The sequence below is a fragment of the Candidatus Paceibacterota bacterium genome (genome assembly GCA_016782605.1).
Taxonomy (GTDB): domain Bacteria; phylum Patescibacteriota; class Minisyncoccia; order Minisyncoccales; family RBG-13-42-11; genus BS750m-G71.
On the sequence record JADHYE010000002.1, the window covers coordinates 1 to 25,721 of the forward strand.

The following is a 25,721-nucleotide window of genomic DNA, read 5'->3' on the forward strand; positions in this document are numbered from 1 at the left end:
TCTGTACAACCCAAAGCTCCATCCTCTGTGGTGAGATTCCATGCAACTGTGGTGTATGTTCCTGCTGTGTAAGCAGTACTGGTTGACCAACCTACATCAGGTTCACAGGATAATGAGTAGCCATCAGATCCTTGAGAGTAAATCTTCAAGGTTAATGCTACGCTGTTGGTGTATTGAGCGTCGTTGTTAATAAAGATTGACTGTTCAACAGGAGCTGTTGTGTCCACTGTTACAGCTGCGCTAATCGTAGAAACCGTGCTTTCATTGCCAGCTCCGTCAATTGCAGTATAGGCATAGTAATAAGTGCCATCAGTCACAGTATCTGAATAATTGATCTCGCCAACCGTATTAATTCTGTTTGCGTCAATAGCAGCTACTGTATCAGTGGCAGTTCTGTAAATCGCGTAAGAAGTAGCTCCAGTGATTGCTGTCCAAGTAATTGTTACCTGGTCCTCTCCTGCAGTGTTGGCAAGAGTAGGAGCTGCGCTTGCATCCCAGGCAGTGTTAACCCAGAAAGTTCTTTCTGTACTCCAGTCTCCGTTCCCAGTCAAATCAATACCTCTTACTCTCCAGTAGTATTGAGTGGCAGTAGTCAAAACAGAATCAACTGTAAAGGTGGTTGCGGTACCTGTCGCCGTGTTCCCACCTCCTCCATGCAAGGCTGAAAAAGTGTTTGTAGCAGAAACCTGTACTTCATAATCTGTTTCATCACTTCCCAAGTTCACCCAAGTCAAGTCTGGAGTGGTGCTAGTAGTCACAAAACCATTTGCAGGAGAAACCAGAGTCGGAGCATTTGGTTTTTCATTATATGGAACGACTGTTGCGCTTAATTGAGTAGCAGCGCTTGTTACGAAAGAATTGACTGATCCAGACGAGTCAGGCGAATAAATTGTAGCAAATACTACCGGGTCTGACGGATCAGAAACTCTAAATTGAATATAAGTGGTAGCTGCAATTCCTGCAAAATAGTATTCGCCGCTTAAACCGTTACCAGCAACATTCGCACCAGTTCTGGCACAATTGCCAGAAGGATTGGTGCAGGTGCCGATAACCCAAGTACAAGTGCTGGGATTAGCAGTAGCACAAGTATAAATATCAACTTGAGCATCGGTTATAGGACTAGTTCCGCCGTCTTGGACTGTAACTTTAATGCCGGAAACCAAATTCACATCTAATGTAAGTAGAGGAGCGAATAACTGATCATTCATTGTTCCTGCATCGCTTAACCAGTTCTTAGTTATATAGCCATCCTTTGTGTATTGGAAATCCCTTGTCGCTGCTAAATTTACATATGCCCTGTAATAACCATTTTGAACACCTGCTGCACCATCAGTATCATATGACTTTGTTGTTGACATCCAGGCAGCATCAGCATTGTCATAAATCTCAACCTTAACATTCTCTATCTTGGTCGTGCCTGAATCATAATCTTCACCCATTGAGCCTGTTAATTTACCATCAAGAGTTAGAGTATCTGAATCTCCAGCAACAGCTGCTGAAAAAACAGAATAAGAATAATAATTAAACCCTGTATCAACATCCTTTATCTGAAGCATATAATCTGTGCCAGCAGTCTTCTCAAAGTAAATAGTATAATCTGGATTAGAAACTGCTAAAGGCTCAACTGTTTCACTGCTAACTGAGGTACAAGTATCAAATGCTGAAAAACTGGGCAGGGTAATGCCTTCGCATACGACAACTAAATTGCTACCACTATCATTAATATCAGCATGGGTATCACCTGATACTCTATTAACATCAAATGTGCTGGCTGATGGAATAGCAATTACTAAACTATCAGCAGCGCTGCCTTGGGTCCTGGTAAGTAGTTTGGTAGGTGTGTCATTGTAGGCATCAATGCTCCAAGACTGACCACCTACACCAGCAATATCATCATAATATATCTCATAGTCCACATTATCAGCAGCAGAGTTAGCACCAATCGCAGCCACTGTTGCTGCAGCATAAGGGGTGGCAGCATTGAGAACCTCCCTAATAGAGGCAACTCCTGTTGTTAGTTTACCTGACAGTTTATTGGTTACATCCAGAGTAACATCTTCTCCTGTCCAGTTAGCTATAGCCCCAGTCTTGTCTAATCTCCAAGAATTCTTATTAGCCACAGTTCCTAAATCAGTAAAGACAACATCAACAGTAGCTGGACCAGCTGAGGCATTGAAATAGACCCAATAAGTATCAGGCGTTCCTTCGGCCATCTCGCTTTTTGAATTTAGAACACTAGCTGGATTTCCATTGTTCCAATCTGCATAAACATTTATCTTATTGCTGGTGTTTACAGTATAAGCATCGTCGTGGATATTGCCAGAGAGCTTGGCTACATGATAGGTATCATCAGCTGTAAAGGTAAGGGTTTGGGTATAAAGAACCTGGGTGGCCCCAACCTCTGTCTGGACATCAGTATCACCAGTACCAGTCATATAAATCTTATATGCATTGCCGGCAATAGTAGCTGACATATTCCAGTCAGTAGAACCATCGTCATCAAACTCAATTGTAGTAATGTCAGTAGCTAAATTACCTTGTAGCCTATCATCAATATTATAGGTGATATTGCTTCCACCTGCTCCATTATTGTTTATTTCAGTATTGACACAGGAAACATAATCAGTACCATCCACCCTGGAGTTAATCCTTAGGGTGATGTAATTAGGTGCTACGCTAACATCCTCAAAATAGACAATATAGGTGCCGGCCTGAGGTCCATCAAGGGTTGTGTCACTACTAGCCTTTGTTGTTGAACAATCATAAGCATCTACTGTAGCAGTTTTATAAATCTCAATCTCGTCTTCGGGATCACCTGTTAAATCTGCATGCGTAGTACCGCTGATCTTATCAACCCAGAAAGCAGTAGCAGTACCAGTATTTTTTGTGCCTCTGGTTAACAAGGCATTAGCAAAGCTGGCATCATACGCCTTATATGTAAAGTCAGCTCCTGATTCAGTGTTGTCTACATATATATCAAAAGCAGCAACAGTGTCGTCTCTGTAGGTATAGTTTGAGGTCTTGGAAATCTCAAATCCCAAGATATCAGCGTGAACAGTGGCAGCCACTTTATTCTTCGGCTCGTAGGTTCCTGTAGTTCCAGCTGTCTGGGTAAAATCATTTACATAAAAGAGAACCGCTGTTTCAGCTGCGTTATAAACCCTAAGGTCTATCACTCCTGCAGGCACCTCATAGAATTGAATATCAGTTGCGGAATAATCTCTTACTTCTGAAGACAGAACAGCGGCACCATCCTCCCATACCTGCAATCTACACGCATCTCCTGCTCCTACGCCGCAAACGGTTCCTCCGCCAACATTAACCAGGTCTGCATAAATATTCCCCACTGCCCAATCAATTGCAGCTACATCCAAAGTGGTGTCAGCTGCATTAGTAACTGTTTTTGAACTTGCCAATTCAAGTGTGAGCAAATTAGCGGTTGATGAAAAAGTTACATCGTGAGCACCGCCTTGGCTCGGAACATATAACTTATAAACATTAGCAGCAAAGGCGAGTGTGAACGGATCAGTGCCAGCAGTGTAAGCATCGTTATCGTTAACATCTAAAAATACACCGCCTGCTGTTGATATTCCAGTTGGCACGGTACCCGTCACTAAAGTATCATAATTAACATTTTCTGTTCTGTCAGCTCCAATAGCGCCGGTAGTCGCCTCACAAGATATGTAAGAGCCATCAGTAATCTTCATATAAAAATCATTAACAGCTGTGCCAGCAGCGTCGTCGTATTTGGTAACAGCATACCCAACATAAACGTCGCTACCCGGAGTTATGTCAACTGATTTGATGTTGGTATCAGTAGTACAATCATTAGCTTCGTAAAGATGGAGTGTTTTGGCATTCAAATCAGTGTGAACATTACCATAGAATTTTCCGATATCAAGAATCTGATCAGCGTCAACTGCGATAGGATAAGTATAGGTAAAGATTGTTGCAGGAGAAACATCTATGAAAGTCAATACTGGGGTTTCGCCATTAACCACATAAGTATAATAGACACTGCTTCCTGCTGCACCGGAGATAAAGCTGGTAGAAGTAACTGGAGTCGCAGTTATAGAAGCAACCTCATCAGGAATATTACCTGATATCTTTCTGAAGGTTCTGTCAGCTGCAGCCAAAGCTAATCGTTCCAAAATCTTGGTTGCAAAAGTGTCGTCAGTATAAATATTGTAGGCATAGCTATCAGAAGCTGTCTTTTCTGCCAAATCAACATATATGGTTCTGGCGCTAGCGCCTACTAAGGTTTTATCACGATAAGTAAATGAGTCGCCTATCATTTCTGCTCCTCGATTATTGTCTGGAATAGTCAGGACGACTTTCGTGTTCGGCTCAAAAGTATAAGGGGTTGCAGCTGCTACGGTTTTGTTGTAGACATAGAATATTTTACTATTATCCTCTTCTAATTGAACCTCTATGTTTGCAGCTAAACCAGCCGGTACTTCAAAATATTGGTTATAAGGAGCTCCTTGCATATTTACTGTTTCTGAAGAAAGATCTGTTGTGCCGTCAGCTGCGTCATAAACTACCAAAGTGGAAGTGCCAGGCGTTCCTCCTATTTTTAAATCAGCACTAACATTGCCTGTCGTTCCGGTAACCTTTGCCACATTAATTATCTGGCTTGTGCTCAAATCTTTTGTACGGATTAACAAAATATCTCCGCATGTCTGGTCTGTACCATCAAAAATCACATAATCTGATGTATTAGTGGAAACAGTATAAAGAACATAATTGTTAGAACTAAAGTCAGTGGTATAGGCATCACCAGCATCATTTACCGGATCATAGTCAGACCCTTTGTCAGGATCAATGACCACCGCAGCAACGCCAGTTACCCGCTGACCAGAAACCTTGGTTGCCGGGTCGTGGTTAGCTTTGGCCTGATTGGTCAGGGTAAAGTGGTTACCACAGGTGTTATAGGTATTGTCATCAATGAGTTTTAAATAATAGTTAGCACCAACCTCTTCAAAATAAATCTCATAAGTGCCATCGCCCGCGCCTGGTCGCACTGTGGCAGAACTTTCTTTAGTAGTACAAACAGTGTCACTATAAACTTCAACAGCATCAGTAGTTCCGTTTCGCAGATCGCTATGAGCTGTACCAGTAACTTTACCCACATCTATAGCTGCTGTAGCTGTCAAATTAACAGCTGTTTCTCGATAGACCTCATTACCACTCTTTTTAAATATAACTATTTCAGTAGCCGAACAAGCAGGCATATAAATATCGTACATATAGGTATCATGCAGAGCAACTGTTTTGAATATTGCATCATCGTTAGGCGCGCCTAAACCAGCAACATTACAACTTGTCTGGATGTCATCAATATCACTTGGCACACCGCCTAGAGCATCATTTAAATCAACTAAAACATCATAAGCACCAGCCCCGGTGAAAAGCGCTTCGTCAATACTAAGCCAATGAGTGGTTCCATTGGCAGCTGTTTCAATCTGGACATGAATATCATTAGTTACTTTGGCGCCATCGTAATAAATAATGAAATCGTCGTCTAGGGCATCGCCGTCAGGATTTCCGTTCTTTATTTCAAATCCCATTCCAGCCGAAGTGTCATCAGTTAAAGTTTCAGCCGTACCTGCATCATCATAAATCGTAAACTCGGCAGCAGCCAAATCTGCTGCGGCAATCGCATCGCCGGTAACCTTCGTATCGGGGTTATAAGCAATCACGATTCCGTAATTATCGCTAGCAGAAGTAACGTCAATCACATACCCTGTTTTCTTGGTGGTAACGGCATCGGTATAAGTACAATTATCACCAGTGCTGTCAAACACTGCGGTAATGGTGCTTGGAGGTGCATTTCCTACACTATCATTAGCCTGTTCAAAGGCATAGTATTGAGCATATTGATTAGTTGCTGCATTCATTTGTTTAGCAGTATTGTTGTATTGAGTTCCCCCAGCCTCAGTACAAATTGCTATGTAATAGTTATCTAAATCAGCGTGCGCAGAACTATCGCCATTGGAAATCTTACCCAAAGAAATATTTCTGGTCTGGCTGATAGCAAAATCCGCAACATTATAAATATCAATTACATTATTGGAATTGTCGCAGAAATAGACATAAAGGACAGCTCCGGTAGTAGAAGCCTCTGTGACTGTAATAGAATAATCTGTGTCAGTGCTAATATAGGTTGTATCTAAGTTTCCGCTAATAGTACCCCATAATGCGCTGCCATAAAAAACTTCACCGCCATCTGCTATGCCATCGCAACCGCTATCCTGGGTAGCATTATAGGAATAGATATTAACCCCATCGCTAAAGGTATTTGGCAGGTTACCTTGAAGAGTAGAGTCTGCTGCCTGTGCGTTAATAACGCCGACAAAAAAAGCTAACGCTAAAATCGTCAGCCCTAAACCTAAAGAAAATATTTTTTTGCTTATCATAGTTTTTTTGTTTTTTGTTTGATTAATTGTGTTATTCATGTTTTTTTTGTTTTTACCGCGAAGATTGATTTTTACTTGAAATCGACCTGCAAGCAAAAATAATTCTGCGGCTTTAAAAGTTAATTAATTTATTATATATATGTATTCGACAATTTATAATTTATTACTTTTTATTATTTTATTTGATTCCTAATTTAATTTCAAGTCTTTTCAATCTTCTATTTAGTTCAACCAATTTTTCTTTTAACTGTTTATCATAATATTTGGCCTTTGGAACTAAATTTTCTAAAGTAATTTTCTTGGGTATTTATTTGTTTATTATAGCACAAGAACAATTAGTATTCTAATTTTATTCCCAGTTTATCGGCAATCTGGTGAAGCCATTGTTCGTGCCGGTCAACCTTATGAGCTAGCATTACCATTTCTTGAGCAAAAGCGTCCACTTTCTTAGCATAAGCGTCAATGGCGCTCAGCAAATTATTAACATCTGATTTATCGGCTTTATTTTCATTCAACTCTTGTAATTTCTCCTCTATATTAACAAGTCTCCCGTCTATAATAACAAATTTCTTATCTATGCCAATAAATTTACCGTCCAAATATTGAATTAATTCAGAAAAATCTTGCTTCATAGATTATAACAAATTATACCACAGGTGAATATAACTTACCCTGTGGAAAACTCATTCATTTATTGTAGCACAAAAATTATTGTCAAGCTAAGTTTGGAATTCACAATTCGCTGTTTACCGCTATCCTGGTCAAAGGGCCAAAATAGCCTGTCTGGATTATTCCTTTCTTTGCCTGGTATTTTTGAACAGCAGAAAAAGTTAAAGAAAAGAAATTGCCAGTAACTAACCCTTCAGGATAAATACTGCTTCCCTGCGATTTTAAAAACTCCTGCAAACAAGAAACTTCCTGATTGCTTCTCATCCCGAAGTAAAGGTTGTTTCCAAAACTCTGGCATGAAGAAAAGTTCGTTTGTTCTTTACCTTGCGAAGCTAAAAAAGCGTTAATGGCTGCTTGCACTCTGGCAATCTCAGCTTGCAAGTAAGATATCTGGTCAAGAAGGCTTTGGATCAAAACATCATTATCAGCTGCCGCTTCTTTTGTCTTTATTTCCAGAGAAAAAGGATAAGAAGGTCCGCTAATCGTAAAATCAGTTTCTTTCTCCTGGACAGAAGGCACTATGGTCAAAGAAAAGTATTTTGAGCTGAAATCGGAAATGAATATCTCCTCTTTTCCATCCTTATCCAATTCCAAAGATTCAACAAAGCATTTATTGTCAAAATCGCAGACAACATAAGGAGCCTTAAAGTTGACTCCTTCGCCGGCGTTAAACTTTAAAGCGAGGCTTCCCTTTCCTCCGAATATCTTCTGCCACTTGGCTGACCAGTCCTTAATCTGGTTGTAAGTGATTAAAGTGCTTTCTGCAGATGTTGGAATGAAATTGGTTTCTGGAGTAATCCTAAGATTCTTCAGATTGCTGTTTTTATAGCAGTAGCTGCTTCCCAAAGAGCAATCATTAACCAAAACAGCTACTGACCAGTCGCTGAAAATCTGCGAAAAATCAGTTTGAAAGCCGTTTTTCTGCAAAGCGTAATTTACGGACTCAATGCCAATTTTCGAAGAAAAAATGGAGTCCTGCAATATTTTTATTCCGTAATGGTCAATTAAATACTGAACAAAAACGTTCAAAACGCCGTAGCTCTCAATTTCTCCTTTCCATTCAGTCAAGGAAACAGAGGGGTTGTCTAGAAAAGATTTCACTCTTTTTTGAAGATTGGATCCTTCGTAAATGTCATCGTACCCCAAAAGAGTGGGAGCGTATTCAGCCCTGGCTTCGTTGAGCCAGACATCGTCCGTAACGTTCCTCAATCTGTCTTTCTGGTTAAAGGTAATTAAATGAACGAATTCATGTGCTAAAAAACTTTTAACAAAGGAAGTAGTGATATATTGAGTATTAAGATAAACCATCTCTCTTTCGTTTGAGCTGTATATCTGAGGCTTGTAGTATTCGTCATGGTTGCGGAAATATCCTCCGGCTCCCCTTTCCATTTCATGAATCAAAACAGTGATTCTGCTGTCATTGTCGATTCCAGGATTCCATTCAGAACTAAAAGCAGAAGTTAAAGTAGGATAGATTTTATTTTTAAATTCTTCTCCCAAATTGTATAAAGAAACTCTAATGTCATTCTGATCCGCCGAAGAACGGCTTTCCCACCAGGGCTCTTCAATGTAAAAATAAAGATTGTCGGAAGTGCGGATTAAAATCGCCTCAACGCTTCTTCTGGCATATAAATCATACGAGCTTTCAATGTAAAAAGATTGTGCTTCTGTTTGGGCGTTTACTCCAATAACAAAAACATTTCCTAAAATTAAGAACGAAAGAAAGAAAAATAAAAACTTTGTCTTGCAAATCCTTTTCATTATCACAATATATATATTATCAAATTACAGAATTTTGAAAACACTAATGAATGAAAATTGCCCGGTATGATTCGTATTCAGAATCCAATTCTAAAGCTTTCAAAAAGAATTCTTTTGCTTTTTCTTTTTCTTCAAGGCTGAAATAACCAACAGCAACATTAAAATAAGTGTCTGCATCCGGCCCCCTTTCCTCTAAATATCTCTTTGCCATATCAACTATTTTCTGATACTCTTTCAATTCTTCTGCCACAACCATATAGCGGCTGTATTCTGCTTCAATTTCGCAAAAATCATAACCTACCTCTCTTGCTTTTTCATACTGTTCCATTGCTAACTCATATTTATCTGCAACAAAGTAAAAATGTCCTAGGGTTAAATAAGGGAAATAATCCTGGAAATGTGTCCTATCAACATAATCTTTAATTAATTTCTCTCCCTGCTCAAACTTTCCCTGCGAAATCAGAACCTGGGCCAATTCGCTGAAATATTCAACTCTTAAGTCAGAATGTGCGAATCCTTTTTCAAGAATAGCTACTGCTTTTTCCGAATCATCTCTATCCAGTTTCTCAGAACCCAGACGATAAAGCCTGCCTAAAAGATAATATATCTGCTGTTCAGAAGGCCGATTCTCAGCAAACCTTTCAAGCTCTGGCACAGTGAGATCATAAATGTCTTTCACCGTCTGAAGGTCTGCCGGGCTTGTCGTTTTGTCCACCTCGTAATCCAAAACCTTTAAAAACTGCCAGCCTCCTCTTTTCCGCACTTCCCAGAAAGTGTAGGGTGACTGTACTTCAAAAGATTTTTCCAAAAATGGCTTGGCTTCCTTGTACAAACCATTTTCCGTCAGATTATAAAACTTCAAAAGCGCAGCATTGGCTTTGTAGGGTAAAAAACAAGTGGTAAAAATGGCAAAAAATGCAAAGATGCCGGCAAGAACTAAAACAAACAAAGGAACATTTCTTTTTCCACTATTTCTCTCTGGCAAATCTTCTTTTGAAAAGCTGCATTTAAATACCAAAAACGCTAAAAACGGGAAAAGGCCGAGATATGCGGCAAAAACGTCAAAAAGGAAAAGCCCCTGCACAAAGTAAGCTAAAAACAAAGAGGCCAAAAGAAAAGAAAGAATCTTTTTTTCTCTATATATCTTGAAAATTAGATAAGCTGTGACAATCAACCAGAAAAGATAAAAAGAAAAAAGCACTATGCCGCCCGTTGCCAAAACTTCAAAAACATTGTTGTGCGCCCTGTCAAACCAGGTTTCTCCCCTGCCTATTCTGTAGTCATAATACTTGTTGGAAGCAGCTCCAAAGTTCTCAGGGCCGTAGCCGAAAACAGGCTTTTCCTGAAATGCTTTCAAAGCAATTTCCCAGGTTAAAAGACGCTCTCTGGTAGAACCTGTTTCCCAGATATCTGTGACTGCTGTTACGCGCGACAAAAGAGGCTTGCTTTTGACAAAATCACTCTCTTTGGCGGAAAAAAGCAAAGCTATTGAACTTAAGCCGATTAACAGAGAAATAGCGCATAAAACAGCTACTTTTTTGTTTTCGCCTCTTAAAAATAAAACGGACAGCAGGCAAAAAAGAAAGATGCCAGCTGCCAGCCCGGCATAAGCTCCCCTAATCTGGGTGAAAATTAAAGTAAGGACAAAAAAGCCGGCTGCTGCAATAAACAAATTATTGATAAAACGGCTTTCAAAAAACTTCCTTTCAGCCACTATTAAAGAAAAACCAATAGCAAAAATCAAAAAAGCGGCAAAATAAGCCGGATTGCCGAAAACTCCCTGCAACTGACCTTGAATACTGTGATTCAACCAAGAATAGCAGGAAAGTAAAAAAGCAACAGCAACAAAAACTGAAAAAAACATTTTCCAATCCTGCTCTTTCTTAAAAAGAGAAACCAGCATTAAAAAGTACAAAAGCCAGAAGCCGTATTGTAAAACGCCTTCTCCCCTTTCAATACTGGAGAAGAAAGAATATGCAGGGTCAACACCGAAAAAAGAAACAAAAATCTGGGCGATAAAAAACAAAACTAAAGCAATTACCAAAATATTCTTAAAATTTGGGCGGCTTGCCCCGAGCGAAGTCGAGGGGCATTCTCTTTCTTTTAATATCAGCCAAACCCAAAAGAAAAAAGCAAGCATTACCAAAAGACGGAAAACGTAAATCTTGCCTGAAACATAAGGAAAGTAAAGAGAGCTTGCTTTTAAAAAAGGAGTGATAGCGATAACGGATAAGAGCAAAAACTTTGTCACTGATTTCATTTAAATATTGTAGCAGAATAAAGGAAAAACAAAAAGCTCCGCCGAAGCGGAGGCTTTTTGTCTTGTTAACAGAGCACACAAGGAACGCCCGCAACAAGAAACGAAAACTTTACAAGAAAGTTTAAACTGCGATTATCCTCTAAGCTGTAAGTACGCGTCGGTTGTCCTGAATGTGTCAAGACCCCATGTCCAGGTGTTAGCAGGAGTTGCAGCAGTTGCTTCGGTTGTACCCCATTTAAGGTTTACGAGGTATGCGCGAGCAAAAGCAGCTGCACCATCAGTCTGTAACATAGCTGTCATCTCAAACCATTTTGTTTCACCGGCTGTAACTAACCAAGAATCTGTTTTCTCAGTTGCGTTGCTGGTGAAAGTAAAGGTAGGAGCTGCTGTGTTTCCAGTAGAACTAGCTATGATACCGCTGGAAGCTGCTGCTGCAGCGTACTTGGGTACGTAGATATCTGCACCCTGAGCAGTCACATTGATCTTAATCTTAGCTTCTGCTTGCTGAGGTGAAACGCTTCCTGTAGGAGCTGTAATTGGTGTGATGGAAGTGCTTACCAGAGCCAAACTTGGAGCTACGGTGTATAAGTAAGTCGCACCACCTACAATATCTGAACCGGTCTCGACTACAGCTGCGAATGTCAAAGTGTCTTCAGCAGTGATTCCGTTATCGAAATCCAAAGTGACTGAAGCTGCATTGCCTGCTGTGTCAGTGGCTACGGCGTCACCTTTCACAACCAATGTCTTAGTAATATCCTTGTTAACTCTTAAGGTAAGGTTTGTGAATGTAGCAGCGGCTGTACCTGCAGTAGCTGTAGCGGCCAACAGAGTGGTACCGTCATAAAGCTTTAGTGCTCCAAATGCTGTGTTAGCGTCTACCAAGGCAACAACTACCTGCCTTATAATGGCATCGTTGTATTTTGCCTTGACGTTAGCTCTTAACAATTCAATGTCCTCTGTTGTTTCTGTGTCGCTAATTATGGCTGCCTTGGCTAGCGGGTTGTCAGCACTGGCTGAAACCTCAAACTGAGCAGCAATGCCACTCGATACGATAAAGGTTCTGGCTGTTAAATTAGCTAGCGGAGCGTACTGAGACAAACCAGCTCCATCAATACCACGTAATGCGTTAGCATTAATGCTGTAATTGACGGTTACTGGACCAGCTGTGCCCGCAGGCAACTTAACATCAATCTTTATAACAAGAGCTACGATTGCGTCTTTTGGAATAGTCAAGTTCAAGCCGTCAATACGAACCACATAAACTACACCAGGAACCACCTCAATGGTGTTAGCCTGGGTTACGTCAAAAGTGGCTAAGACAGTTGTGCCGTCAGTAACAGTTATCTTTGAAACATAAAGCCATGGTCTGTCAACGAAATTGACGTCAATACGATTGACCGTTACGTCAGAACTTATGGCTTTTACGTTAAGACTTGCTACTGATACATCAGCTGTTCCAGTGTAAACAGTCTGTCCAGTAATCGGGCTGGCAGCTGCTGTTGCTGAAATACTACCCTCTACACCTCCGGTTGGAGTTGTCGGTACTACAGTGGCGCAAGATACGCCCGTTGTTGGGCTGAAGCCTGCGGTTGATGTACAGCCATCTGGAAGCGTAGTTGTCGGAGTTGTTGGGTCTGTCGGAGTTGTCGGAGTTGTTGTACCTGCTGTCAACATTGCGTTTAATTTAGCTCTTGTTGAAGCGCCAACAAAACCTGTTCCTGCAGTCAATCCCAACGGAGTCAAAATATCAGCTGCATACTTGTCTTGGAACTTAACAACACCTGCTTTGGTTAAAGCACCAAAGTAAGTTGTTTCTGCCCCAGGAGAGCCTACTCCAGTGGCAGCAACTTGAGTTGCTACATCAGTGTTCAATAATGCCTGAAGGCATTGAACGTCAGCACCAGTAGAACCAATGGTCAAATTAACAGTAAAGGTTACACCAGCACAAGCTGCCGGAGTTCCGGCTGCAGCTGCTGTTGCTCCTGTTAATGTTGAATATTGAGCCATTAACGTGTTCAACTGATCTTGCAGTGTCTGAATGCTAGCCAAAAGCTCTGCTTCAGTTGTAGCTGAAGCAACTCCAGGACTGATCATCCAAGCAGCACAAGTAACTGTGGTTACAATCGCGACAATTTTCTTTGTTAAATTATTCATTTTTAGAATTTGAATTTAATGATAATTTATTTCAATCGCGTCGACCATTTATCTCCGCGACCTTACGTATTAGTCACGAGATTCGCGAATTTTCTAATTTTAACACAATAAAAAACTAACTTCAACTTTGTTAATTTACTGTTGGTTTACCAGATAAAACTCCAAAGCTTGCTGATAATCGCCTAGCTCAAAAAGCTCTTTCATCTGGCTTAATATCTCCTGTTTTTCTTCGGTTAAAGTTCTAGTTTCCAAATCTTGAATTAAGCTTTCAGTCAGGTTTATATAAGCATTGTCTAGCTCTTCAGAATCAATCTGGACAGCCAGAATCTGCTCGGCAATCTGTTTATTCTTGCCTAATTCTGCCAAACTTTCAAGGGTCTTTTGGTCTGAACTGGATAAATTCTTAACTGCTTCAGAAATACTGGCCTGAACCTCAGTTATGGCCTGGGGCAGGTTTTTGACCTGATTGTTTTCAGCAATTCTGGTTAATTCTTCCAGTCTTTTATCAGCCAAATTAAAGCTGAAGTCTGTTTTTCCTTCATCCGATACAAAAAATGACTGGCTTTTTTCAGTAATCTTTTTAATTGAGTACAAAAAGCTGCCAGGCACGGAATTCTGTGAAAAACCGAACAATCCAAACAAAACAAAAACAGAAACCAGACCCGCTAGGGCTGGCTTAAAATAAGGGAAAAAGGTAAATCCCGGCGTTTCGCTTGCCCTGAGCCCGGGCGAAGGGCCTAAAATCTGAGTTTTAACAGAAAGAACCCAGTCTTTTCTGGGTTTAATTTGGCGCAATTCCTGTATTTTGCCAATGAGTTCTTTCTCTGTCATAATATTATGACGTAAAATGGTCGCTTTTATTACACCTCTCTCTCAGGCTTTTTAAGGCCCTACAAAGCATGACTCTAGTAGCGTCTTCTGTCTTTTTTGTCATTTTAGCGATTTCCGATACGGACAATTGGTCCAAATAGTGCCAGATAATCATATTCTGGTAATCTTCCTTTAAATCTGCCAAAATTATCTTAATTTGGTCCATATCGGAATTTATAGCTGCGTTTTCCTCTATTCTCTGGCTAGGGTCAATAATCGGCACTATTTCTGGCGAAACAAACTGTGTCCTGGCCTTTTGCCTGTAATGATCAATGACTAAATTGCGGGCTATCCGATATAAAAAAGCAGAAGGATTTTCAATATTGGGGTTGTTCTTATACGACTCCCATCCCTTTAAAAAGGTTTCTGAACACAAGTCCTGAGCAATGTCCTCAGAACTTACCTTTACAAATATAAACCGATATATTTTATTGATATATTGGTCGTAGATTTTTCCGAATTCTTTTTTATAGTTCGCCATATCTGATAGATTATACTTACAGAAGGTAGGACAATGTCCTACCAGTTATATATGTATGTCCTACCCCTACCTATGATTCAATAGTCTTAATCTGGTAAAAAGTATTGTTCCTTTCGCCAAGTCTTTCAATCTTTCCTTTGCCCAGCATATTTTCAAAATCTCGTCTCAAAGTTCTTTTACTGATATCGGGCAGAATCTGCTTTACCTGCCAGACCTGGGCTCTGCCGTTTTCTTTCAAAAACTCAATTATCTTTTCCTGCCTGGGCGAATGATAAGCTTTAACAACAACAGGATTATCCTTGCCCTCCGACTCGGCCTTCGTAGCCGAAGCTACTTCGGCGAAGGAGGCAGCTTTAGCGAAGGAGGGTTTTTTCTTGTCTTGTTTTTTCTTTTTCAACTCTCCAACCAAATTAGCATATTCTCGCTTAATTGCCAATATATCAGAAGGGTTTACCCAGTTCTGAACCAAAGCCACCTCAAAAAAGTTGTCCAAAGCCTCAAGATCCTTTTCATTGGGCTTGATCAAAAAATCATCAGCCAACTCCCTCATCTTATATCGCAATGGCTCTTTTTTAGGAAAAAACAAAGTTAAGTGGTAAAGCTTGTTAGTTAGTTGTATCAAAAACTCTCTATTCATAGAACGTTCTTTTAATATATCAGAAATTAAAAAAGAGGTCAAAAGTAAGCGACTTGTTGAGGACTGTCCTCAACAATCTTATCAAGGCAGCGGCAAAATACATTCTCCGTCTTTTTTAATGTAGCAGTAGAAATTTTGGAAACTGTTATTCTCAAGAATATTCTGATCCTGACCAGTAATAGTAATCGCCGTTCCCTTTGATATTTCACTATTGTCAAAAATACAGTTTCTTACACTGGAACTTGAGTTTTCCAAATAAACAGTGTGGCCCGAGGGACCATCATTCTCAAAATAAATATCTTCTAATACAACTCCTGTTTCCACAACATGGATTACTCCTCGATAATACTCTGAAGGCTTGGGAATTCCCCCGTATCTAATCCTCGCATTTTTAATTAGAGATCCTTCATTGTTTTGATAAAAATATACCTTATTCCAAAATAAAGAACTTGCTTGCGTCGCGCTACCGTCGTTATTAGTATCTCCACCATATTCATCGTCAGTTATCGAAGTAAAAATGATTTGTTTATCTAAGGACCCTTGAGCAAACAATTTTCCTTCTATATTCAAGCTCTTTCGCTCTTCAAATTTTATTACTACTCCTGGCTCAATAATTAAATTGCCGCCGTCAGCCACTTGAAAGTTTGCAATATAAGGAAAATCAGTATTCGGATAAAGCGTCCAATCTTCGGCAATTGAATTAAAAAGATAAATGCCGTTTAAAAAATTGTCTTTTCCGGTATTATCTTTCAGAATCGGGTAGCCATCTCCGACAAACAAAGCACCCTGACTATATTGAATTGCTTCAAAATAGTTTTCAGTAACTTCTGCTTTACTTCCTCCTCCAATAATTATTCCACTATAAGTATTTTTAAAAATTGATTTTGCAATTATTGGCGCTCCTCCTGAAATATTTATTACTGAACCTGAAGGACCATTTTGAACTGTTATATTCTCTACCTGACTGTAAGAGTCAATTAGCTTCAATCCAGAAACGTTAAAATTCTCCAAAATGGAGTTTTTAAAAATAATTGAAGTTGAATCAACTATTATAATAGAAGAATTACTTTCTTTTTTGCCTCCGTGTCTAATTTGGCAATAATCAAAAATAGAATTCTGGCTGGAGGGGGTAAAATAAATTTGGCCCCACCAGCCGAAAGATCCAGAAATATCCATGTTAGAAGTGAATATAATAGGGTTATCTTCTTCTCCTTGCGCGATAAGAGTCCCTTCAATAAGTAGATTACTATTATAGTAAGACCACGCTGAGCCACCCCTATCATTGCCTTTAAATTTAAGAATAACACCAGGCTCTATAATAAGAGTTTTTTCTTCTGGCACAACAAGGTAAAAAATTCCACCAGAATTTGTGCCGATGAGATACGGATTCCCCAATTGAGTAAGAGTAATTTCATTAAATTCTTCAAACCTTAAGGTCTCTGCGCCAATATAAGTCTCAGATGCCGAAAGGCTATTCTCCGTGCCCGGAGTTCCATTTATAAAATTATTGTCTGCATCATGCCCATTATACTTTACAAGATTATTATTCCCCCAGTTGGCGGAATCGGATCCGTATTCGTTAGAATTAATACGTTCCATTGTTCGTTTTGTATCACTGTTGCCAGAAAACCAATCAGAAGAACAATCAACTAAATCAATCAGGTTGCCAAAACTATCCCATAACTCTAATCTTTCACCACCATCCCCTAAATCACCAACATAAATTAAATCAGCTGAAATGTTACTTATAGTATTATCATCCGTTCTTTCTATTAAATAATAATCATTGGCTGGAATGCTTGATGTAGAAAAAGTGATATCTGGGCTACCGTCAGAAGAAACCAAACGCCAACCAGTAATATCAATAGTTGAAGTTGTATTATTATAAAGCTCAATCCATTCGTCATTTGCCGAACTATTTGTTCCCATCCAGGCAATTTCATTAATAACTACTCCTAAAGTCGTAGATTCTTCCTCCTCTTCCTCCTCTTCCTCGCCCGGTTCAGATTCAAGACTTTGATTTTGAGTTTTGGGAGTTGGATTTTGAATTTCAAAATCATTTTGATTATTGTCAGTATCAATGTAAGTTTGGGTAGTGGTTGACCATTTTCGACCGATGCTTTGGCTCGGTGAAGGATTAAGAGCTGAACTATTTCCTTCGGCTGGTAAACTCCTAAATTCAATAATATCCATCCCAAATCCAACCATATCTATAATGTCAGTATCAGAAGCATTTTCGATTTTTTCTTGATTTACTACCAAATAAATCGTGTTATTCTTGGCTAAACTGAAAGTCTTATGAGTCATATCAGCCAAATTCAATAAATTTTGATCGGTACTACTGGCGTAAACAATTAAAAAATATCCTTTAGCTGGAATTGTATTATTCGATTCAAAGTTCTTTTTATAAACGGTGGTGCTATTACAATAAGTTTTTTGAATTGACCACTGAGAGATGTCAACTTCTTCGTTATCAGGGTTATAAAGTTCGATAAATTCATCATCACTACTTGAAGCGCTTTCAATTTGAATTTCAGAAATTAAAATTTTTGGATAAGACAGTGGGGATGACTGCGGCGTGGCGCCAGTGGAAGTCATCCCGGAACCGACATAGGTTAAATCAACATAAGCGCAATCCTGATTTATTATGTTTTGTAGAGTCTTTTCTCCAATACCACTAACCCTTAATAAATCAGCAAGAGAATAAAACGGTCTTGCTTCTATTATTCTTTGAGCTAACACCGATCCAATACCGGTTATTTTTTGCAACTCTTCTTTTGGGGCAGCATTTATATCAACAAAACAAACATCTTCTCCTTCAAAATCTTCTTTTTCTTCATCGTTTTCTTCGTCAGTTTCGTCAATTTCCTCCTCAATCTCTTGTTGTTTTTCTTCCATTAATTCGGCGAACTTTTGAGTAAGGATATCTATTTCTTCTGCAATATCATCTAACATCTCTTGCATTTCTTCCAATGTCGGTGTCGTCTCTGTCTGTTGAGGAGAGGCCTCAACAGTTTCTTCATTAACTTCTTCTTTTTTAGATTGTTGAGGAGAGGCCTCAACAAGTCCTTTATTGGTTTCAATTACTGTTAAATACCCTGATGCTTTATTATCTAAAGATTGCTCTTCTGCGGTTGGCAGGATTTTGCTTATATTGGCTGGAGAAAAATTAATAATTTCAGATAAAAATGATCTTATCGTATCCCAAATGCCGCTTAATATTGGAGTTTTTTCAACGGTTTTAGTTATCAGTATTTCCACTTCCTTGATTTTGTTTGTTATCGGCTTTAATAAATACTTTTCACAAAAACTTAGGGGTTTAATTCCCGAGTCAGGCACTTCCGATGGAAAATCAATTTGCACTAATGGACTACCAACCCATTGATAATTTTCTACAGGCCCGCGAATATCAACTATAAAAGGAGGAAGTTTTCCTTCTACGAAATGAGGGGTTCCTATCATACCCCAAGCTCCTTCAGATTTCGGTGGATCAATGGGTTGCGGCGAGTAAAATCTAATTACTAAATTTCCTTGCTTATTATCTAATGGTTGATAAATTAGAATATACTGAATAATAATTTTCTGTTTATTTTCTCCCTGAGAAATATATTCATATTCTATAGCACCAGGTGTTATTCTAATTTCATTTTCAAGTAAAAAATTAATCCCATATGCAACTGCTTTCTCAACACTTTCTTTCTCTAGTTCATTTAAAATTACTGATGGATCTTGCGTTAAAAAGAGTTTGGTTATTTTTGTTGCGTTTTTTATTATCGCCCAACTAACTTGTATGGGAGCGTCCACTAAAAGATGATTTAATAACTGTATTCTTACAATTTTTCGAAGAATTAAAGGAACTAAAGTTTCTTGATTAGTAGCCGATGTAGAACTTTCCCTATAAATCCAATCTGTCGTAAATATTTGATTTAATGTAAACAATAAATTTTGAACATCTTTTTCGGGTAATTCTAAATATTTACCAATTTCTTCGGCGGTGATATTATCCAAATCATACCCTAAACAAGTATTCGGTAAAACTAAAAACCCCGCTAAACAAATTAGCGTAAGAATATAAAAAAAACGGCTGTTTTTCAGAAATTTTTCCATTAAAAATTTATGGAAATATCAACTTTCTTTATTGAATTTGTTTTTATTTTTCAAAGAACTATGTTGTTACCTCTCTATAGCCGAGGTTCGCTCTGATAAAAAGAACTATTGAATAGAAATTGCTTCTAAAAAACCTTCAAATTCTTTATCGCATTCATCTGAAAATAATACTTCTTCAAAAATATACACTTTATCCTTGGTTGGAATTTTAATAGTGATGTATTTACCAATAGCTTCTCTCAATATAGTAGTTTCCTGTAGGGCTTCTCTCTGGGCTATTAAAATTGCTGCAATCCCTCTTTCATGCATATCTTCTTTTTCTTCTGACGAGGCTTCTTTATAAAAGTCTATCATGTCTTTTACTTCTTTTGCTCCTATATAAGGATACATCACAAAATCTTCGCCATAATGTTTAACACGTCTTTCTTTTAGTCGGCTAATTTGTATTTCGACTAGACATCCCTGTGGTGAATGATAATTAAAGTCTTTAGAATATAAAATTACATATCGTTCTGACTCCATTCCAGTCATATCCATTCCTATTTTTGCATTCCACTCTGTAGGAATTTTTATTTTAAATCCGTCTTTTTGATTTACAATAAATTTTTCTCCGGAGGCCTCTAATATAGTATAATCTTTGGCTAACGCAATCATTTTCTCTAATTTTCTATTTTCTAGAAAATTTTCTATTTTATCTTCTTGCCAGCAAAAAAATAATCCTCCGACAGCAAGGATTGAAACAAACACAAAAACAAAAATAACTTTTTTATTTAAAAATTTCTTAAAATTTGGCATGTTTCCCTATCATACACGTCCTAAAATAAAAAAACAAGCTTTCTATTGTGGAAAACTAAAATGAAGTTCTCTGTTTAGCCTGTTGAGGAGAGGCCTCAACAGATTTACATCCCCATAAATTCCCTGATCTTGGTAACAGGAATAGCGCTGACGTTGCCTTTGGAATTAATTGTATTTATCCCCAATATCTCCCCCTGGATGTTGAACAACGGACTGCCAACCAAAAGCACGCTTTCTGTAATATTTGTTTGTATTGAATCCTGGTCAAAGCTTTTGACAATTCCTTCATTAACCGTTTTTTCGACCTGCTGGACCCCGTCTTTGACCGAACCAAAAGTAATACCGACCAAAAATACCCTTTCCCCCAGTTTAAACTTGTCCAAAGAAGCAAAACCAACTGTAGTTAAAGAAGAATCAGCCAATTTCAGCAAAGCCAGGTTTTCCTGCAAATCCCTTTTTAAAACCTGGAAAGAAATCTCTTTGCCATCCAAGAAAAAACTAAAAACTGCGCCTTGCGGTACTAATTCTGCCAAAGTAACCATTAAGCCGTCCGAAGTGACAATTAATCCTGAACCCTGCAAAACAGTGCCGTACTTGTTTTTGGTTTTGATGCCGACAACTGTCTTTTCCACTCTTTCAATCGCATCCACCAGAGCAGTGTTTTCCTGGATATATACCTGGTTTGTCTCTGTCAGATAAACAGGGTTCTTTTCCAGGCCGTACTCGTAAAAAAGCGGCCTTTCAATGAAATAAGGCCAGAGGATCTGGTCAGCGAAAATACCTCCGACTATCCCGACCACGAAAACGCCGACAATTATTAAAAGCTTTTTTGACATTATTGTATTAACACTTTATCTTTTCTAATATTCTTTTCGACTAAATCCTTGTCAATCCTGAAAACAATATTATCATCTTCCATATCAACCAGAATACTGTCTCTTGCTTTAATATCGCCGGAAACTATTTTCAAAGCCAAAGGGTCCAAAATCATTTTTTGAATCACTCTTTTCAGAGGCCTGGCTCCCAGATTCTGGTCAAATCCTTTTTCAGCCAAGAATTCCTTGGCTCTCTCTGTAGTCTTTATATTAATGCCCTTTTGATTGAAACGCTCGGTAATATTGGCCAATTGCAAATCAACTATCTTTTTTATCTCCGGCTTCCCGAGATAGTTGAAAATAATGATGTCGTCAATCCTGTTCAAGAATTCAGGCCGGAAATTATCCTTCAAAGCTGACATCACTTTTTCTTTTAAATCGCCTTTCCACTCTTCACCCTCAATGAATCCCAAAGAAGCTTCCCTGGCAATAATGTCTGAACCGACATTGGAAGTCAAAATCAAGATAGCGTTCTTGAAAGAAGCTGTCCTGCCTTTGGCATCAGTCAGCCTGCCATCTTCTAAAATCTGCAAAAGAATGTTGAAAACTTCAGGATGGGCTTTTTCAATTTCATCCAGCAAGATTGCGCTGTACGGCCTTCTCCTGATTTTGTCTGTCAACTGGCCTCCTTCCTCGTACCCGACATAGCCAGGAGGAGAACCGATCATCCTGGAAACAGTATGCTTTTCCATATACTCTGACATATCCAAACGGATCAGAGCGCTTTCATCGTTGAAAAGAAACTCAGCCAAAGCTTTGGCAATTTCTGTTTTGCCAACGCCTGTCGGGCCCAGGAATATGAAAGAGCCCAAAGGCCTGTTTTCTTCTGAAATGCCGGCTCTTGCCCTGCGGATAGCGTTGGAAATGGCGATAATTGCCTCTCTCTGGCCGATAACTCTCTTAGCAAGGATATCTTCCATCTTTCCCAATTTCTTCACCTCTTCTTCCAAAAGACGGGTAACCGGAATTCCTGTCCAACGGGAAACAACCTGGGCCAAATCCTCTTCTGAAACCTCTTCTTTTAAAATAGGCCGCGACTTCTGGAACCTGGTCAGCTTTCTTTCAGCTGATTTTAATTCTTTCATGAGACCAGGCATTTTCCCGTATTTCAATTCCGCCGCCTTCTGTAAATCAGAAGAAGTCTCAGCCCTTTCTGCTTCAAACCGCAAATCCTCTATCTCTCTTTTAAGGTTTTTGATTTTAGCGATTATTTCTTTTTCCGACTGCCACTTAGCCTCAATTTCTTTTGCCTTTTCTTTCAAGTCAGCCAGTTGCCGGATAAGCACTTTTCCTTTTTTCTCGTTTTTTGACGTCACCTGCTTTTCAATTTCCTTTTTCTGGATTTCTCTTTTCAATTCTTCAAGCTCTGTGGGTTCTGACTCAATTTCCAATCTGAGAGAGCTCATTGCCTCATCCATCAAGTCAACTGCTTTGTCAGGCAAAAACCTGTCAGTAATGTAGCGATCCGCCAATTCAGCAGCTATCACTAAAGCTGAATCTTTTATCTTCACTCCGTGGTGAAGTTCGTATTTTTCCTTAATCCCCCGCAAAATAGCGACCGTATCTGAAATGGTCGGTTCTGAAACGTAAATCGGCTGGAACCTTCTTTCAAGCGCCGGATCTTTTTCAACGTATTTCTGATATTCCTTCAAAGTGGTTGCTCCAATAGCTTTCAACTCTCCTCTGGACAAAGCAGGCTTTAATAAATTGGAAGCGTCAATTGCTCCTTCAGCTGCTCCCGCTCCCACTAAAGTATGCAGCTCGTCAATAAACAAAAGATATCTGCCTGCAGCCCTGTTTAATTCTTTCAAAAGCGCTTTGACCCTGTCTTCAAATTCTCCCCGGTATTTCGTACCAGCCACCAAGGCTCCTAAATCCAAAGCAATGATTTCCTTGTCTTTCAAGGATTCCGGAACCTTATTAGAAATTATTTTCTGAGCCAGTCCTTCGACAACTGCTGTTTTGCCAACGCCAGCTTCACCAATTAAAACAGGATTATTTTTAGTCCTTCGAGACAAAACCTGCATTAGCCTGCGGATTTCGTTTTCCCTGCCGATTACCGGGTCCAGCTTTCCCTGGCGGGCCAGCTGAGTCAAATTCCTGGCGTACTTTTCAATAACCTGATATTTTGATTCCGGTTCAGGATCAGTTATTCTCTGACCTCCGCGAATCTGAGCCAAAGTTTTCAAAGCGGTATCATAATCAATTTTGCCGATTTCCAAGGAAGTAACGCCTCCTTCCGGCTGCAAAAAATTAGCTTTATCCAGAATTTCCTTTGCTTTGCTTTGTATATCCAGCAAAGACAAAAACAAATGTTCGACTGAAATATATTCATCCCCCATTTTAACTGCTTCCTGCCTGGCCCTTTCCAAAACCCTGGCCATATCCTGAGTCAAATACAATTGGCCGAAAACCTGGGGAGCGGCGATTGTCGGAATCTTTTCCAAAGAGACTTTCACCTTTCTTTGCAACCCTTCAATGTCAGCGCCTAATCTCTGCAGTAAATTCAAAACCACGCTTCCTTCCTGGGAAAGCAAAGCATGCAAAAGATGCAGGGAATCTATCTGCTGCTGGTTTCTTTCCTGGGCGGCAGTCTGCGCCTGCAATATAGCTTCCTGAGCTTTGTGGGTAAAATTGCCGTTCATAGTGGTAATACTAACTGCTGCTTCTTTCTCCCAAAACAGCTTCAATAATTTTTTCCTGGTCGTTCCTCAAAACCTTCAAAACAATACTGTCTCCGGGATTATACTTCATAATAATTTCAGATAAAGAATTGTCAACAGTAATCTTTTCGCCATTAATCTCCAAAATTATGTCATCTTCTTTCAAACCTGCTTTTTCAGCGCCGGAACCAGATTCAATCGCTGGCTCTTCATTTAATCCCTTTGTCAGCCAGGCGCCATAATCCGAACCCAGATCATTCTCCTTTTTGATCTTTTCTGTTATTAAAACATATCTGACTCCCAAAAAAGGATAAACAATCTTGCCCGAAGCTTTAACCTGCTCAATGCTCCTTTTTGCCTGATTGACAGGAATGGCAAAACCAATGCTCTGGGCCTGCTCAACCATGGCAGTATTGATGCCAATTACCTCCCCTTTCAAATTCAAAAGCGGACCCCCGGAATTCCCTTTATTAATAGCTGCATCTGTCTGGATAACGTCTTCCAAGGATTCGACAAAACCGCTTGATTCCTCGCCAAAAGCAGTAATTGTTCTGCCCAAGCCCGAAACCACGCCGACTGAAACCGTGTTTTTAAATTCGCCCAAAGCATTGCCGATAGCCACCACTGTCTGGCCGATTTGGATATCGCCTGAACTGCCGAGCGTTGCTTTGGGGAAAACCTCTCCTGCTTGCTGATTTATCCGCAAGACAGCTATGTCTTTGACAGGATCCCGGGCTAAAACTTTAGCCGGATATTTTTTGCCATCACTGGTAAAAACAGTGTATTCAGCCTCTGTATCAAGAACAACGTGCTTATTGGTCAAAACCATTCCGTCTTCAGAAACAATAAACCCTGTTCCCCAGCCGATGTCCTTTTTTTCTGTTCCGTTCTGGCGTAATCCAGGGACCTGAACTTCAAACTCTTTTCCGAAAAAATCTTCAAACTCCTCAAAAGGATTATATAAATATTGCTCCATTATCGGAACGTCTTTGCTGATAACAATGCTGACGACTGCCGGCGAAACGTCGTTGACCACTTTAATAATCGCCTGCTCCTGGCTGGTCTGGAGAATGTATTCTTTTTCAATCACTGTCTTCACTTCCAGGAAATCAATGTTCAAATCAGAAAGATAATTATAGAAAAGACCGTAAGAAACCATTCCGGCCAAAAAACCGAAAAAAGAAGAAAGAAAAATAATTAAAACCACAGACCACAAAGCCCTGTTTTTAAAAAAGTTAGACAGCTTTATCCCGGAAAACTTTATTGAATTTAATTTCGGAGATTCGTAAGGATCCATACAAATAGATTATATACCTTATTTATCTTTTTTTGAATAATGGCCGAACCGATAATTGAAAATATCCGATCTGACTGCTTTTCCGGAAAGCGCATAAAGGCTGCAAAGAAAGTATTTTAAAATTGTTTTCAGATAGCCGTCCTGTTTAAACCTTCTCAAAGTAATGAATATTTTGGCTGATTTAATTATGCCGAACCTACCGAATTTTGAGGCCTTTCTGGTAAAATAATGGTCTTCGGCAATCTTTATGCTTTCGTCAAACCCGCCCACTTTCTCAAAGATTTCTCTTTTGACCAAAATGCCCATGGCGCCATTGGCCAAAAACCCCTGGGCAATGACAATCGGCTTATTATAAAAAATATCAAAACCTATTTTAAAAAGAAGACTCTTTGTCCGTGGAACCAAACAATATGAAGCAATTCCTAATTTCCTTTTTTCAAATTCAGAGATAGAATTTTCCAGAAACTTTTCCGATAAAAGTATGTCTGCGTCTAAAAACAAAAATAAGTCTCCCTTGGCAACTTTTGCCCCAGCATTTCTGCCGACAGCCGGCAACCCGCCCTTGATAACACTACAGCCGAAAGACTGAGCAATTTCAATCGTTCTGTCTTTTGAACCAGCATCTGCCACAATCAATTCATAGTCTAAAGAAAAATTCTGCTCTTTAATCGACCGCAACAACAAGGGCAGATATTTTTCTTCGTTCAAAGCCGGAATAATAATGGACAACATA

14 protein-coding genes are annotated in these 25,721 nt (G+C 39.4%); all 14 read right to left on the reverse strand.

Annotated elements, in window-relative coordinates:
- Positions 1–5,645, reverse strand: a 5,645-nt coding sequence (locus ISS83_00900; protein MBL7142212.1) for a hypothetical protein, incomplete at its 3' end; no start/stop codon positions are given.
- A 1,109-nt stretch (positions 5,646–6,754) separates the two neighbouring features.
- A complete protein-coding gene (locus tag ISS83_00905) occupies positions 6,755–7,051 on the reverse strand; it encodes a hypothetical protein (GenBank protein ID MBL7142213.1) in 297 nt (98 codons plus the stop codon).
- Positions 7,052–7,151: 100 nt separating this feature from the next.
- A complete protein-coding gene (locus tag ISS83_00910) occupies positions 7,152–8,849 on the reverse strand; it encodes a peptidoglycan-binding protein (GenBank protein ID MBL7142214.1) in 1,698 nt (565 codons plus the stop codon).
- 43 nt (positions 8,850–8,892) lie between these two features.
- A complete protein-coding gene (locus ISS83_00915; protein ID MBL7142215.1) occupies positions 8,893–11,109 on the reverse strand; it encodes an O-antigen ligase family protein in 2,217 nt (738 codons plus the stop codon).
- A 132-nt stretch (positions 11,110–11,241) separates the two neighbouring features.
- A complete protein-coding gene (locus ISS83_00920; GenBank protein ID MBL7142216.1) occupies positions 11,242–13,263 on the reverse strand; it encodes a hypothetical protein in 2,022 nt (673 codons plus the stop codon).
- A 135-nt stretch (positions 13,264–13,398) separates the two neighbouring features.
- Positions 13,399–14,094: a hypothetical protein gene (locus tag ISS83_00925; GenBank protein ID MBL7142217.1), complete on the reverse strand. Its 696-nt coding sequence runs from the start codon at positions 14,092–14,094 to the stop codon at positions 13,399–13,401.
- A 4-nt stretch (positions 14,095–14,098) separates the two neighbouring features.
- Positions 14,099–14,614 (reverse strand): RNA polymerase sigma factor, encoded by a 516-nt coding sequence (locus ISS83_00930; protein MBL7142218.1) that lies wholly within the window; start codon positions 14,612–14,614, stop codon positions 14,099–14,101.
- 70 nt (positions 14,615–14,684) lie between these two features.
- Positions 14,685–15,251: a DeoR family transcriptional regulator gene (locus ISS83_00935; protein ID MBL7142219.1), complete on the reverse strand. Its 567-nt coding sequence runs from the start codon at positions 15,249–15,251 to the stop codon at positions 14,685–14,687.
- An 81-nt stretch (positions 15,252–15,332) separates the two neighbouring features.
- A complete protein-coding gene (locus ISS83_00940; GenBank protein ID MBL7142220.1) occupies positions 15,333–19,358 on the reverse strand; it encodes a lamin tail domain-containing protein in 4,026 nt (1,341 codons plus the stop codon).
- Positions 19,359–19,463: 105 nt separating this feature from the next.
- Complete coding sequence (locus tag ISS83_00945) at positions 19,464–20,153, reverse strand: hypothetical protein (GenBank protein ID MBL7142221.1); 690 nt, start codon at positions 20,151–20,153, stop codon at positions 19,464–19,466.
- Between the two features lie 104 nt (positions 20,154–20,257).
- Positions 20,258–20,989 (reverse strand): serine protease, encoded by a 732-nt coding sequence (locus ISS83_00950; protein MBL7142222.1) that lies wholly within the window; start codon positions 20,987–20,989, stop codon positions 20,258–20,260.
- Positions 20,989–23,673: an AAA family ATPase gene (locus ISS83_00955; GenBank protein ID MBL7142223.1), complete on the reverse strand. Its 2,685-nt coding sequence runs from the start codon at positions 23,671–23,673 to the stop codon at positions 20,989–20,991. Before ISS83_00955 ends, ISS83_00950 begins: the two co-directional genes overlap by 1 nt.
- Before the next feature lie 10 nt (positions 23,674–23,683).
- Positions 23,684–24,988 (reverse strand): trypsin-like peptidase domain-containing protein, encoded by a 1,305-nt coding sequence (locus ISS83_00960; protein MBL7142224.1) that lies wholly within the window; start codon positions 24,986–24,988, stop codon positions 23,684–23,686.
- Positions 24,989–25,006: 18 nt separating this feature from the next.
- Positions 25,007–25,720, reverse strand: a complete 714-nt coding sequence (locus ISS83_00965) for a glycosyltransferase (GenBank protein ID MBL7142225.1) — start codon at positions 25,718–25,720, stop codon at positions 25,007–25,009.
- Between the last annotated feature and the right edge of the window lies 1 nt (position 25,721).